This is a genomic window from Streptococcus pantholopis (assembly GCF_001642085.1).
Taxonomy (GTDB): Bacteria; Bacillota; Bacilli; order Lactobacillales; family Streptococcaceae; genus Streptococcus; species Streptococcus pantholopis.
Genome location: NZ_CP014699.1, coordinates 930,471 through 943,953, shown reverse-complemented (window position 1 = coordinate 943,953; position 13,483 = coordinate 930,471). Strand labels below are relative to the sequence as shown.

Genomic DNA, 13,483 nt, shown 5'->3' with positions numbered 1-13,483 from the left:
TTGACTTAGATTAGACTTGCTGAGCTGAATACATTTGATAATACAGTCCTTTTTGCCGCATTAAATCGCCATGTTTTCCCATTTCAACAATATCGCCTTTCGACATAACCAAGATGAAGTCAGCAGAGCGAATGGTTGACAGCCGATGAGCAATAATAAAACTTGTCCGTCCTTCCATCAGCTGGGATAATGCTTCTTCGATTAACAATTCAGTTCGAGTATCGATCGCCGACGTCGCCTCATCTAAAATTAGAATTTTAGGCTGCTTGATAAATACTCTGGCAATAGTCAGAAGCTGACGCTGTCCCTGTGAGAGCGATGAACCCCCGTCTTCCAAAAACGTATCATATTTTTGCGGGAGCTGTTCAATAAAAAAGTCTGCTTTGGCTGCTTTAGCAGCTGCTATCACTTCTTCTCTGCTCGCATTGGGCTGGCCGTAAGCAATATTATCATGGATAGTCGCTGTTTTCAACCAGCTCTCCTGCAAAACCATTCCAATTTGCTGGCGCAAATCAGAAACAGCATAATCTTGAATAGAGACACCGTCTAAATAAATGCTGCCGCTGTCTGCATCGTAAAAACGCATTAAAAGATTAATCAGCGTTGATTTACCGGATCCTGTCGGACCAACAACAGCAATTTTGGACTGAGCCGGAATCGTCAAGTTAAGCTTTTTAATCAGTGTTTGACTGGAATGGTAGCCAAAAGAAAGATCAGAAAAAACAATTTCCCCTTTGATTTTCTCTGCAGCCAGATTTTTTATTCCAAGCATAGGAGAGGCTTCTTGGTCAATAATGCTGTATAAACGCTCAGCACAGGCAAGGGCACTCTGCATTTCAGACAGAACTGACGAAATATCATTAAAAGGCTTAGTGTATTGGTTAACATAGTTCAGAAAAGTTACCAATTCCCCCACAGTAAATACACCTGCCATGATGCGAAACGCTCCTACTCCCGTCAGGAGGGCATAGATCAGGCTGTTAACAAAGCGAGTGGCAGGATTAACGGTGGAAGAGTAAAAAATAGCCGCCTGAGAATAGTTCGCATACCGATTGTTCATTTCTTTAAAACGTGACAGGGTCTCTTCTTGAGCATTGAAAGCCTGCAAAAGACTTTCCTGAGTAAGCATTTCCTCAATAAATTGTGTTTGTTCTCCCCGTGCTGCAGTCTGCGTTTGAAAAAAATGATAGGACTTAGCAGCAATAAAACGAGCCAGAAAGAGAGATAAAGGAGTCAAAATCAAGACCAAAACAAGCATCAGCCCATCAATATCTGCCATGGTGATAATAGTAACGATAATGGTTAAGACTCCCAGAAAAAGCTGATTAAAAACCATCAGCAAACCGTTGCTGAGCTGTTCAGTGTCTGTTGTCACCCGGCTGACCAAATCACCTATGCTTCTCTTATCCAAGAAAGCAATCGGCATCTGATTCAGTTTTTGCATAACACGTTGACGTAGACTGTAAGTATAGTTGAAGACCAGTCGGTTATAAAGAAGCGGATTCAGCCATTGGATCAGGGTATTCAGCCCAATAACAAGAGCCATTTTTATTAAAAGCGGGATAAGTTCGCTGACAGTCTGGAGCTGTACAACCAAATCAACTGCTCTCCCAATTAAAAGCGGCAAATAAACGGTCAGAACAACCTGCACAACAGTCCCCAAAAGTGCAAAAACAAGTAAAGATTTTTGCTTTCCAAACTCCGCCGCTAAACGCTGACGTGTTTTCCTGCTGTCTCTAGCTTTCATCTCCACCTCCTAACCTAAGAGATACAAAGGGCGTGAAGAAGCCCAAAAGGAAAAATAAGGAACCAGCTCTAAACCACTTGGTCCTAGATGATTTATGCTCACAGAGACCGGACTATAAGATCCCTCCTTTTGCCGATTTCCAAGTTGTAATCCACTCACCGGACTGTTTTAACTTATGTCCCAGTACGTTTCAAAATAAAATTACTTCACTATTACGCCAGATGCTGTGAATGATGAATAGCACGATATAACTGACTTTGATTGAGTAAATCCCTGTGGCTGCCAAAAGCAACTTGCCTGCCCTTATCTAGAAGTAAAATACTGTCTGCTGATTTTAAACTGCCTGTGCGCTGAGAGACCATGATAAATGTGGTGTGGACCAGATTTTCTTTAAGAGCAGACAGAAGGCGGCTTTCAGTCAGGTAATCGAGCGCTGAGGTCGCATCATCTAAAATAAGAAAAGGCGGGCGGCCAAGGATTGCTCGCGCTATTGTTAAACGCTGACGCTGGCCGCCTGAAAAATTACGGCCGAAAGCAGCAACTGGACTATCCAGCTGCAGATCCAATGCCTTGATAAAATCGCTGGCCTGAGCTATAGATAGGGCTTGCCAAAGCTCTCTGTCACTTATTTGTCGACTTTGTCCTAAGAGCAGATTAGAACGGACCGTTCCCTGAAACAGTTCAGCTTTTTGCGGTACAAGTCCCACCCACTGCCGCCATTCTGATAAGTTTTCAGGAGATTTTTTTTGATGGAAAAGCGTCAGACTGCCGCTTTGGGGAAGGTAGAGAGGGATGAGAAGCTGGATCAAACTTGTTTTCCCAGAACCGGTTCCGCCGATTATTCCCAAAAAATCGCCGGACTTTACTTCAAAGTTAATATCCTCTAAAGCCGGCGAGGACGCTCGAGGATAAGTAAAAGAAAGGTTGTGCACGGCCAAAGCCAGATTACCATCACTTGATTTCTGCTCCAGCGGTGCATTGACAGTTTCAGAAACCGCATTTAATACATTCCTAATACGGCCGGCGCTGATAAATCCCTGATTTAAAGAAGCAACCAGCAAGGTTGTTTTCAGCAGTTCGGCTAAAATCTGCAAAAGATAATTAATCAGAGCAATCAGCTGTCCTTGGGACAGAAGTCCATTTTGAATAGACCAGCCGCCTTGGTAAATGACTAAAAGCAAGGCAATATTGACAGTCAAGAAAGTGAGTGGTGTCACCATGCTGGATAAACGGCCGGCTCGAAGCTGCAGTTTCGTGTAGTCACCATTAAGTGCTGCGAAGGCTTTTTCTTCATTTTCTGTTTGATTAAACGCTCTGATGACACGGACCCCCTGCATTTGCTGACGTGTCAGACTGACCAATTTGTCAGTAGTCTGTCTGATTTTAGCATAAACAGGCCCCAGCAAACCAGATAGCAGAGAAACAAGAATAGTCAGCAGAACAACCATTCCGGCAAAATAAGGAGCTATTCTGGGGCTGATAATAAAGGACATGATGACTGCTCCGCATACAATAATCGGTGCCCGCAAAAATAAACGAAGGAATTGATTGATGCCCGTTTGAATTTGAAAACTATCACTGGTCAAACGAGTAATCAGACTGTCTGTTCCAATCTCGTCCCTTTCTTTCTGACTTAGGCTCATGACCTTATCAAAGAGATCATCGGTCATCTGTTTGGTAAAACCGACTGCTGCTTTCGCAGAAAAATACTGTGCGGTGATAGAGACAATGATACCGACACAGGCAAAAAGAAATAAGACAAAAAGCATAATATAGAGCTGTTTTTTATCCTCAGCAGGGATAATATGATCAACAATTTCAGCTATAATCAGTGGAACAGACAGTTCAAAAGCAGCTTCTAATAATTTAAAAAGGGGCCCTAAGATTGTTTCCTTAAGGTAGCCCTTGAAATAAATACGCAGCATTTTCATAAAACCCTTTTCTAGAACCAGCTCATTATTCTGATAAGATAAAGATTGAAACGGACTTCACGGGAATAATAGATATTGCCCCCATTTTTATACAGCTGACCTCCGGAGATTAAGGCTAAAGGGTGGTGATAAAAATAAGTTTCGCCGCTTGTATTGCCTAAACTCGGAGCAACAACATCGCGTGAATAAGCCTTTGCCAGCTCAATAGTATTTTTTCCGCCATGTTTAGCGATATAATCAATATAAGCTGTGCCAAAATTATAGGCCTGCACTGCTGTCCAGGAATCAACTTTTGCTTCCTTAGCCAGTTCAATGTTCTCAGAAAGCAAAGTGACACCTTGCTGTATACTGGTTTTGCTGTCTTTAATAGAATTGGTTATGCCGTCAGAGCTTTCACTGGACTGCATAACATCATCTTCTCCTCCCTTGGTTTCTGTATAAATCATAGCCAAAACCAACTCTACATTAGCATCGGTATCATTTTCTGCCAATGTCGTTTCTACCATTTCCTGATAGCCTAAAACCCGGTGTACATTGCGGTGAATCACATAAAAGTGATAGGCACAAAAAATAAGAAAGAGAAGGAGAATAAGACGTCGTATCGTTTTAAACATAATATTTATTTGTTTTGGATATCTTCTATGTTCTTAATCAGTATAGAGTAAGTTCCGTCCTGATTTTGTATAAATTCAACACTGTCAGCATCTTGGTAGATTTGATTTGGAACAATCAGCTCAATGCCGTTAGACAGAGATAATTTCTGACTGGAAAGTTTTTTACTTTGTTTGGAATAATCAATATCAGCCAGTTTGATGGGCTCAGGAATTTGCTCCTTTAGATTATCAACAAAGGTCAGCCGGGCAGTCAGGTTATCTTCGAAAAGCTGATTAGCTAATTTTTCCGGCTCTAGCTCCTGCTCTTCCAAATGATTATAAATAGCTGTCTTCATTTTAGACTGAAAAGCAAAGTCATCCTGCCGAAAATCATCAGCCACTTTTTTAGCTGTTTGCTCAACTACTTTAAGAGATTTTTTAACTGAGGCTTCCGGCTGAACCTGCAGGAGCTGTTCTGAAAAGTAATGAACAAAACTGCCATCGTGCTTGATACGTTTCTCAATCAAATAATAACGTCCTGTCTTCTGGTTGAGCACTAAGGCCTCATCAGGAGTCTGACCGGCCCCGGGCAGTGTATTTTGCGTCAAGGCAATAGGTGAGTCTGACTGGCCAGTCAGATGTGTCAGGCTTTCTTTTAAAGTCAGACGCAGAAAAGCAAAGTGCTCAGTCCCCTCTTTTTCAAAACGAATGAAAACCAAATCACAGGTTTTTTGATTTTCTGAAATAAGAAAAGCTTGGCGCCAGGATTGTGCAATCTTAACAGATGACTCTAAAAAATCATCAGTCAGCAGTTTAAAGAAGGGATTGTCCTCTGTCAAGCGGCCGCGCTTAGCCTCATCGGAAAAAACTTTGGCCAATTTTTTGCTGAAATAAGTATCAAGCAAAGGGCTGATATCCAGCGGCTTATCAGCTAAAAGAAGGTCTGTATCGTCAGGTGTGAACTGGTGAATAACAAGCTCTTTAATATAAAGGTCCATCATTTGCTTATTCCATACATTTGCTTATTCCATACAAAGGGAAGGCATCAGTTATGCCCTTGATTTCTTGGCGCACAGCCTTCAAAACAGCCTCATTCTCATGATTTTCCAGTGTTTCAATCATAAGCTCAGCAATGCGGCGTGACTCGCTGACACCCATACCGCGGCTGGTAATAGCCGGAGAACCGATACGGATTCCAGATGTTTTAAAAGGAGACAGCTTTTCAAATGGAATGGAGTTCTTATTCAAGGTAATATTAACACGTTCAAGAATATTCTGTGCTGCTTTGCCATTTTCAACAACTTTTGTCACATCGACTAAGAAAACATGGTTGTCTGTCCCCCCTGAAATGACATGAAAATCATCATGTGCCTGAAAAACAGCAGCCATAGCCTGAGCATTTTCGATGACAGATTCACCATAGCGCTTAAAAGCAGGATCCAAAGCTTCTTTAAAAGCCACCGCCTTAGCAGCAATAATGTGCATTAACGGACCGCCCTGAAGCCCCGGAAAAACAGCAGAATTGATTTTCTTAGCAATCTCCGGATCATCGGTTAAAATCAATCCGCCGCGCGGGCCGCGCAAGGTTTTGTGGGTCGTGCTGGTTGTCACATGAGCATAAGGAATAGGACTGGGATGGTGTCCTGAAGCGACCAAACCGGCAATATGGGCCATATCAACCATTAAATATGCGCCGACACGGTCTGCCACCTCCCTAAATTTTTGAAAATCTATAATACGAGAGTAAGCCGAAGCCCCTGCTACAATCATCTTGGGCTGCGTTTTTTCTGCAATAGCCAGCAGTTCTTCATAATCAATTTCTTCCGTCTCCGGATTAACAGTATAAGCTACAAAATGATAAGTTTTTCCGGAAAAACTGACAGGTGAACCGTGGGTCAAATGCCCGCCGGCAGCTAAGTCCATTCCAAGAACCGTATCACCAGGCTGCAATAAAGCCATATAGGCTGCCGCATTTGCCTGACTGCCTGAGTGCGGCTGGACATTGGCAAATCCGGCCCCAAACAGCGCCTTAGCACGTTCTATAGCCAAATTCTCCACAATATCAACACAGTCCGTTCCGCCATAATAACGTCTTCCTGGATAACCTTCAGCATATTTATTGGTTAAAACAGATCCTTGCGCTGCCATAACAGCCTGTGAGACAATATTTTCTGAAGCAATCAGCTCAATATTATTTTGCTGACGCACTTCTTCTGCCTGAACAGCTTCCCACAGTTCCTTATCATATGCTTGGTTATTTTCCTTATCAAAATTCATGTTTATAATTCATTCCTTTCGTTTCACTCAAGGCACAACACTGAATGAAAAAGGTGCAGTGCTCTTTATTTTGGACTATAATTAAAGTGAGAAAACCTATCACTACTACAAACTTTAACCGGTATCTTACCATCAACCTTGCCATTAAGCACTCTAAAGCTCCCAATCGTTTTCGATTGGCCAAACAAATCCGTATCCACCCCATAAATAGGCTTGCCGTAATAGGACTGATAGCCAGCGTAAGCTGTGGCGATGGATGCTCCCCATTGCAAGGCATGAACACCTTTGGAAATATAGGGCACGACTCCCGAGTTGGCTATCTTGATTTCTAAAGCGCTCGCCGGACTCCCGTCAAAATGTTTTCCCGTTTCCTTAATATGCTCATAAAGACTGACTACATCATAAGACTGCGAGGCCTGTGATTGGGTCCGCTCAATAGCCGCTGCTGCTAGCAGACTTTGGTAGCGCAGATAAACATAATCATTTTCAAGCATCTGCTTCCGGCTCTTAACTGAATAACCGTAACCAGTCTGGGACGCTGACTGTCTGGACTTTAGCATTCCCCCGTGGGCTGCCTCTAACTCCTCTAAAGACAAGGCATTAATCTTGATTCCCAACCATACTCCTATAGTTGGTGGGAAACTTGACCACATCATCAGCTAAGGCTTGGGAGAGGACCTTAGCCCCCTCAACCAAGGGGATTAGGAAATCGAAAATCTATCATAAGTTCTCAGGAGAATATATATCTCATTTTAGGTATATACAATATCAATACTACTAATGTTACTCCTCCTGTCATAGTTTGACGATAGGGTTCCCCATCTATAATTTTTTATAGAATTAATTTTATTTTCCTTCAAGAACCTGTCGTGTAATTGCTTCCTATATTCCTCTTCATTTTGATTAATTGTCCTATCATCTAAAATAAGTGAAATGGAATAAAGTTTATTTTCCCGGAAAAATAAGCCGACAATGAAACTTTGACGAGATAATTTTAAATCATAAATATAAAACAGCCGTTTATAATTCTGATTATTATAATATCGACTATTTTTAAAATCATCAAATGTCATTCCTTTTTTCAATTGAAAATTATCATCAAATATTACTGTCCCATTCTCTGTATTAATCATTTTAACCTCATTTCAATTTTATCGACCCTACTTCATCTAAAATCCCTTTCTCAATTAATTGATTTACATTGGGTATATATACTTGAGGAAGTTTACCATCACCAAATTGTGAATTCGCCCTTACAATACCATAAGCAGCATCAATTTCTTCATTAACTATATAGGCTCCCATTTTGTTTCTATATCCAAAGATAGGATGTTCTTCTACCTGTAAGCCTTCAAATAATTTTGTTGCGTTAAAATCTGATTTAGCAATCGCTTGCTCCGTGGTAAAGTATTCTGTCCCATTTGGCTCACCTCTAAATAAAACTATCCCTTTTTTTAGTTTTATATCAGTGTAACTATCTATACCAGGGTATTTACCTTTTCCCTGAAAACTTTGTGCTTCCTTAGTTGGAGAATTATCTATAGGGAAAACTACTTTTTGTCCAACCTCGCTTACTTTATATTTGAATGAAGCATCTAAGTTCGTATCCACCCCATAAATAGGCTTGCCGTAATAGGACTGATAGCCAGCGTAAGCTGTGGCGATGGATGCTCCCCATTGCAAGGCATGAACACTTTTGGAAATATAAGGCACGACTCCCGAGTTGGCTATCTTGATTTCTAAAGCGCTCGCCGGACTCCCGTCAAAATGTTTTCCCGTTTCCTTAATATGCTCATAAAGACTGACCACATCATAAGACTGCGAGGCCTGTGATTGGGCCCGCTCAATAGCCGCTGCTGACAGCAGACTTTGGTAGCGCAGATAAACATAATCATTTTCAAGCATCTGCTTCCGGCTCTTAACTGAATAACCGTAACCAGTCTGGGATGCTGACTGTCTGGACTTTAACATTCCCCCGTAGGCTGCCTCTAACTCCTCTAAAGACAAGGCATTCACTTTTTTCTTAAATGCTTTGGAAACCATCTCAGACGGGGCATAGCCTTTCGTCTCCTTAAACTGAGCTTCAATGTCTTTAAAGAGCGCCTTGACATCGGTCACTTCTCGCTGCTCCCAAGCACTGTTAATCGTGGCTGCCCAAGCCATCTCTGACTTAGGCGGCAGACTAAAGCTCCCTGAAAAAGACGAAAAACCTTCCTTAACCTGAGTTAACCCTTGAGAGACTGCAGCGTATAAGCCATCGACCTCACTGAAAAGACTGGGCGACTTCCCATCAAAGGCAATCAGTTTCTCCAGCTTCTCCTGAAGCTCCTGAACCTTTGACAGGTTGCGCGCCATCGACTGCTGAGCCTGCAGTATACTGCTTTCACTCAGAACCTCTTTGGCCATCTCATTGGAAAGCCACTCACTGGAGCGATTATAGGCTGCCTGATAGATCGCTATCTCTTGTTCCAGAACTTCTGAATCCAGACTCTCATCTGCCACCTCATTTCGATAATCCGAGGGCAGGCGATTAACGGCGGTACTGACCCCTTCTGACAGCAGAATCGCCCCGCGAAATAAGGGGATTAAAACATTGCTGGCATAAGCTTTGGCACTGCTGTAGGCCTCTCCCTGTAAATTACCGGCACCCATAAAACTCTCCAAACTCCCTATCGCGGTTTGGTAGGCGTCTATACGGCTGGCCGAAGCGCTGCTGGTCGAACTCGCTTGGGTGTCTGAACTCCCCAAACTCATTTTAATCCCCATCTAGTGTCTCCTTATTATCATATGAATTTTTAGTCATTTAAACGGTATTTCCGGTACAGCAGCCAGGAGGTCAGCCTGGGTAAGGGCGCCCTGACGCAGGATCTTAGCGGGACCGTCTGATAAATCAAGAACAGTCGAATCAAGACCGCTGATAGCACTATCATCTGCTAGGCCGATGAGCTGCTGATTAAAATTATGGCTAATCTGGCTAAAAGCTTTGCCGCTTTCATCTCCTGACAAATTAGCTGACGGGCCAATCAGGGGACCTGTCTCGCGAATAATCTCCAGCGTCTCAGCATGTCTGGGAACACGGAAACCGACAGACCTGCCGCCAGAATTAATCCAAGGCGGTACCTTGGCATTAGCTTCTAGGATAATAGTCAGAGGACCAGGTAAAAAAGCCCGATAGAGTTTTTCCAGATAGGGAGGCTGATTTTGGGAATAAGCCAAAATCTCTTTTAAACTTGCAACATTCAAATTCATCGCTTTAGACAGCGGCCTTTTTTTTAGCTGATAGACCCAGCGTACAGCTTCTTGATTCAAAGCCTGAGCAAAGAGACCATAGACCGTTTCTGTCGGCAAAATAACAGCGCCACCCTCTTTCAGTACTTTTTTTATGTCATCCATCATCCAACGCAGCCATCCTATCTTTTCCAAAACTATCCTGTAAAATTCTCACGCGCTTTTGCGGAAAAGCGCCTGTCAGAAGCTCTCTGACTTTTTCCCCTTGCTTGCAGCCAATCTCCAGATAGAGCTTCCCAGCTTCACTTAAGTGGCTGCCTGCACCGCGTATGATACGGCGGTAAAGTGCCAAACCGTCTTCTTCTGCAAATAAAGCGCTGTGCGGCTCAGACAGCAAAACATTGGCCGCCACTTCCTTTCGGTCCGATTCAGCAATATAAGGGGGGTTCGAAACAATGATATCAAAAGAAGCTGAAATGGCGCTAAAAACATCAGACTCAGCAAAATCTAAGGCCAAATGATAAAAGTCAGCATTCCTTTTTGCTAGAGCTAAAGCATCAGGCGAAATATCCGATGCCATGACCTTCCAAGCCGGCCGGGCTGATTTTAAACTCAATGCGATAGCCCCGCTTCCGGTTCCGATATCTAAAACAGAAAGCGGCTGCTGAGTATTTTCTGATAAAATCAAGGCCGTTAATTCCTCTGTTTCCGGTCTGGGAATCAGCACGCGCTTATCTACAGCTAAGCAGAGGTTGCCAAAATAAGCTCTTCCTGTAATGTACTGGGGCGGTATATGAGCCGACAGCTTCTGGTATATATCCTTGAGAAGTGCAGCATCCTCAGGAGAAACAGCTTGATTTTGGTTAAGGGCTATATCTAAATTGGACCAATCTTTTAATTCCTTAAACACATAGAGCAAGGCTTCTTCTTCTTCGCCAAGGGCTGCCAATCGTTTCTGATAATGTCTGAAAAGCTGTGCATAATTCATTTTTGCTGGACGGCCTCTAATTTTTGCGTCTGATCAAAGAGAACCAAGGCATCAATGACCTCGTCCAGTTTGCCGGATAAGATGCTGTCCAGCTTTTGCAGGGTCAGGCCGATACGATGGTCGGTTACACGGTTTTGCGGAAAATTATAAGTCCGAATGCGCTCTGAACGGTCGCCGGTACCGATAGTTGACTTTCTCTCTGCATCCTGTTCATTTTGAGCAATCTGCGCAAAGTGGTCAGCCACCCTAGCTCTGATAATTTTCATTGCTTTATCCCGGTTTTTTTGCTGTGTTCGTTCTTCCTGCATTTCAACTTTAATATTAGTGGGAAGATGGACTATCCGCACCGCCGTAGCCACCTTATTAACATTTTGACCGCCTGCGCCGGAAGCATGGTAGATATCAATGCGAAGATCTTTAGGATCGATGTCATACTCGACTTCTTCTACTTCAGGCATGACCAGTACAGTAGCTGTTGAGGTGTGAACACGCCCTTGGCTTTCTGTTACCGGTACCCTTTGAACACGGTGAGCCCCTGATTCATATTTCAATTTGGAATAAACTGCTTGGCCGGAAATCATCGCAATAACTTCCTTAATTCCGCCTACACCATTGACTGACAGTTCCATTACTTCAAATTTCCAGCCTTGGCTCTCGGCGTATTTCTGGTACATATTAAGTAAGTCGCCGGCAAAAAGAGCTGCTTCATCACCGCCGGCGGCTCCCCGAATTTCAAGAATGATATTTTTATTATCATTTGGATCTTTAGGCAAAAGCAAAAATTTCAGCTTTTCCTCATAATCTTCTTTTGCTGCTTTAGCTTCGGTCAGTTCTTCCTTGGCCATATCCAGCAAATCAGGATCCCCGGCCGCTTCTTTTATCATTTCCTGAGCATCAGCGATATCCTTTAAAGTTCGCTTATAATCACGGTAGACCGCTACAGTATCTCTGCTGTCCGCTTCTTCCCGGGACAGAGCCATGAAACGCTTAGTATCGGCAACCACATCAGGATCGCTGAGCAGCTCGCCTAATTCCTCATAACGATCTTCAACAGCCTGCAACTGTTCATAAATGGTCATTCTTATTTATCCTCACTTTATTTAGCCTAATAATTTTATAAAAAGATGCTTTACAGCAAGATCTGCCCGCTCACTCTTTAATGTCAGCCGCAATTTCCGGATGAAAATAGTGCTTGCGGCAGACAGGTATATAACTTTCACTCCCGCCTATCTGAATCTGTTCTCCGTCATAGACCGGCCGGCCGTTTTCAATCCTCAGAACCATAGTGGCTTTTTTCGAGCAGAACTGACAGATTGTCTTGATTTCCTCAATTTTATCAGCCAGAAGGAGCAAATATTTGGATCCTTCAAATAATTCGTTCTGAAAATCATTTTTCAAACCGAAAGCCATAACAGGTATATCCAGCTCATCTACTACGCGGGCCAGATCATAGACATTGTTTTTGCTTAAAAACTGGCATTCATCAATCAGAACACAGTAAGGAGGCTGGGCAAGATTGGCTATATAAGCAAAAATATCTGTATCCGCAGTAATAGGCATAGCTTTTCTTCGCATACCGATACGGCTGGAAACAAAGCCGAAACCATCTCGGGTATCAAGTGCTGATGTCATAATAACAACAGGTTTGCCCTGCTCCTCGTAATTATGAGCAACTTTTAAAATTTCAATCGTTTTACCCGAATTCATAGTCCCGTATTTATAATATAACTGCGCCAAGCCTAACTTTTCCTGCCTTCTATTTAATATCCTATTTATTTTAACATAAAAGAGAGGATTTAGCATCAGATTTATCAGTTTTCCTATCTCTGACCTAACGCTCTAAAGACAGTCCCAGCGTTTTTGTGCTATAATAAAGTAGAAAACAAGAAGAAAACAGTCAATCAAAAACTGTTGTGTCGTTTTAATTAAAGTGAGTTAAACTAAACACGCCCTAAGAGCTGTAGAGCGGCATCATCCAGTGGATGATGCCAGCCTGAACCCCAAAAAACTTTATCGTCCTGACAGGGATGCGTCTGCGAAATCATAGATTTCGGACTTACCGTCAGCCGTAAACGTCTGAAAGCTTTGTCGCCTTAACAGTCGACCGCACCTTTCTAGTCGTTCTGGCAGAGGGGCGTCTGCGAAATCATAGATTTCGGACTTACCGTCATTTTTGCTTTGCTCTTTTTACGGGCTTTGTATCTTAATTGGAGGTCTATTTATGCCGTTTGTAAAAATCGATTTGTTTGAAGGCCGAACTGAGGCTCAGAAAATTGAACTTGCTCGTGAAGTCACTGAAGTTGTTGCCCGTGTTGCCAAAGCGCCCAAAGAGGCTATTCATGTCTTTATCAATGATCTTCCGGAAGGTAGCTATTATCCGCACGGAGAAATAAAAAGGAAATAAAAGCATCTTAATAGATTCATGCCAAAGATTGAGATGTTTGGAAGTGGGATGTAACCCTAATTATGGGGTTCGCCGTTCCACCTCCGCAAGGCAGGTTAAAGCTTTGAAAAAGAGAACAAAGTGCTGCTAAGCGACTGGCGTAGATGTGAGATGACTTTAAGTTTTGTTACGCCTTTCTAGTCGTTCTGGCAGGGGGGCGCCTACGAAATCAAAGATTTCTGGCTTACCGTCATTTTTGCTTTGCTCTTTTTACGGGCTTTGTATCTTATTGAACTGAACACGCCCTAAACGCTGCGGGAAAAAGATGTTCTGACT

Annotated in this window: 13 protein-coding genes; 1 reads left to right on the top strand and 12 read right to left on the bottom strand. The window is 42.9% G+C overall.

The features are described 5' to 3' along the window. Positions 1 to 10: 10 nt before the first annotated feature. From A0O21_RS04400 to A0O21_RS04345, 12 genes are all read right to left on the bottom strand, one after another. Positions 11 to 1,747: an ABC transporter ATP-binding protein gene (locus A0O21_RS04400; protein WP_067061902.1), complete on the bottom strand. Its 1,737-nt coding sequence runs from the start codon at positions 1,745 to 1,747 to the stop codon at positions 11 to 13. 212 nt (positions 1,748 to 1,959) lie between these two features. Next, positions 1,960 to 3,678: an ABC transporter ATP-binding protein gene (locus A0O21_RS04395; protein WP_067061899.1), complete on the bottom strand. Its 1,719-nt coding sequence runs from the start codon at positions 3,676 to 3,678 to the stop codon at positions 1,960 to 1,962. A gap of 11 nt (positions 3,679 to 3,689) precedes the next feature. Beyond that, positions 3,690 to 4,292 carry a lysozyme family protein gene (locus A0O21_RS04390; protein WP_067061896.1) on the bottom strand — a complete coding sequence of 201 codons (603 nt, stop codon included), beginning with the start codon at positions 4,290 to 4,292 and terminating at the stop codon, positions 3,690 to 3,692. A 5-nt stretch (positions 4,293 to 4,297) separates the two neighbouring features. Next, a complete protein-coding gene (locus tag A0O21_RS04385) occupies positions 4,298 to 5,272 on the bottom strand; it encodes a nucleoid-associated protein (protein WP_067061893.1) in 975 nt (324 codons plus the stop codon). Between the two features lie 4 nt (positions 5,273 to 5,276). Further along, complete coding sequence (glyA, locus tag A0O21_RS04380) at positions 5,277 to 6,548, bottom strand: serine hydroxymethyltransferase (RefSeq protein WP_067061890.1); 1,272 nt, start codon at positions 6,546 to 6,548, stop codon at positions 5,277 to 5,279. 65 nt (positions 6,549 to 6,613) lie between these two features. Further along, positions 6,614 to 7,165, bottom strand: a complete 552-nt coding sequence (locus tag A0O21_RS04375; RefSeq protein ID WP_067061887.1) for a hypothetical protein — start codon at positions 7,163 to 7,165, stop codon at positions 6,614 to 6,616. 135 nt (positions 7,166 to 7,300) lie between these two features. Continuing rightward, entirely contained in the window at positions 7,301 to 7,681 is a 381-nt protein-coding gene (locus A0O21_RS04370; protein WP_067061885.1) for a hypothetical protein, read from the bottom strand. A 7-nt stretch (positions 7,682 to 7,688) separates the two neighbouring features. Then, the gene (locus A0O21_RS10625) at positions 7,689 to 9,314 is read right to left on the bottom strand and encodes a T7SS effector LXG polymorphic toxin (protein WP_082854408.1); all 1,626 of its coding nucleotides are present in this window, start codon (positions 9,312 to 9,314) and stop codon (positions 7,689 to 7,691) included. 33 nt (positions 9,315 to 9,347) lie between these two features. Beyond that, complete coding sequence (locus A0O21_RS04360; RefSeq protein WP_173644628.1) at positions 9,348 to 9,944, bottom strand: L-threonylcarbamoyladenylate synthase; 597 nt, start codon at positions 9,942 to 9,944, stop codon at positions 9,348 to 9,350. Then, the gene (gene prmC / locus A0O21_RS04355) at positions 9,934 to 10,764 is read right to left on the bottom strand and encodes a peptide chain release factor N(5)-glutamine methyltransferase (protein ID WP_067061882.1); all 831 of its coding nucleotides are present in this window, start codon (positions 10,762 to 10,764) and stop codon (positions 9,934 to 9,936) included. The genes A0O21_RS04360 and prmC overlap by 11 nt, the downstream gene beginning before the upstream one ends. Then, positions 10,761 to 11,843, bottom strand: coding sequence for a peptide chain release factor 1 (gene prfA, locus A0O21_RS04350; RefSeq protein WP_067061879.1), 1,083 nt, complete (start codon positions 11,841 to 11,843; stop codon positions 10,761 to 10,763). The genes prmC and prfA overlap by 4 nt, the downstream gene beginning before the upstream one ends. 70 nt (positions 11,844 to 11,913) lie before the next feature. Next, positions 11,914 to 12,501: a thymidine kinase gene (locus tag A0O21_RS04345; RefSeq protein ID WP_067061877.1), complete on the bottom strand. Its 588-nt coding sequence runs from the start codon at positions 12,499 to 12,501 to the stop codon at positions 11,914 to 11,916. Positions 12,502 to 12,985: 484 nt separating this feature from the next. Between A0O21_RS04345 and A0O21_RS04340 the strand changes: the two genes are divergently transcribed. Next, positions 12,986 to 13,168: a 4-oxalocrotonate tautomerase gene (locus A0O21_RS04340; protein WP_067061874.1), complete on the top strand. Its 183-nt coding sequence runs from the start codon at positions 12,986 to 12,988 to the stop codon at positions 13,166 to 13,168. Positions 13,169 to 13,483: the final 315 nt, after the last annotated feature.

What these genes read in the sequence shown, in the direction of transcription:
- A0O21_RS04400 (WP_067061902.1), bottom strand. Translation starts at nt 1,747, where the DNA reads ATGAAAGCTAGAGACAGCAGGAAAACACGTCAGCGTTTAGCGGCGGAG.
- A0O21_RS04395 (WP_067061899.1), bottom strand. Translation starts at nt 3,678, where the DNA reads ATGAAAATGCTGCGTATTTATTTCAAGGGCTACCTTAAGGAAACAATC.
- A0O21_RS04390 (WP_067061896.1), bottom strand. Translation starts at nt 4,292, where the DNA reads ATGTTTAAAACGATACGACGTCTTATTCTCCTTCTCTTTCTTATTTTT.
- A0O21_RS04385 (WP_067061893.1), bottom strand. Translation starts at nt 5,272, where the DNA reads ATGATGGACCTTTATATTAAAGAGCTTGTTATTCACCAGTTCACACCT.
- glyA (WP_067061890.1), bottom strand. Translation starts at nt 6,548, where the DNA reads ATGAATTTTGATAAGGAAAATAACCAAGCATATGATAAGGAACTGTGG.
- A0O21_RS04370 (WP_067061885.1), bottom strand. Translation starts at nt 7,681, where the DNA reads ATGATTAATACAGAGAATGGGACAGTAATATTTGATGATAATTTTCAA.
- A0O21_RS10625 (WP_082854408.1), bottom strand. Translation starts at nt 9,314, where the DNA reads ATGGGGATTAAAATGAGTTTGGGGAGTTCAGACACCCAAGCGAGTTCG.
- A0O21_RS04360 (WP_173644628.1), bottom strand. Translation starts at nt 9,944, where the DNA reads ATGATGGATGACATAAAAAAAGTACTGAAAGAGGGTGGCGCTGTTATT.
- prmC (WP_067061882.1), bottom strand. Translation starts at nt 10,764, where the DNA reads ATGAATTATGCACAGCTTTTCAGACATTATCAGAAACGATTGGCAGCC.
- prfA (WP_067061879.1), bottom strand. Translation starts at nt 11,843, where the DNA reads ATGACCATTTATGAACAGTTGCAGGCTGTTGAAGATCGTTATGAGGAA.
- A0O21_RS04340 (WP_067061874.1), top strand. Translation starts at nt 12,986, where the DNA reads ATGCCGTTTGTAAAAATCGATTTGTTTGAAGGCCGAACTGAGGCTCAG.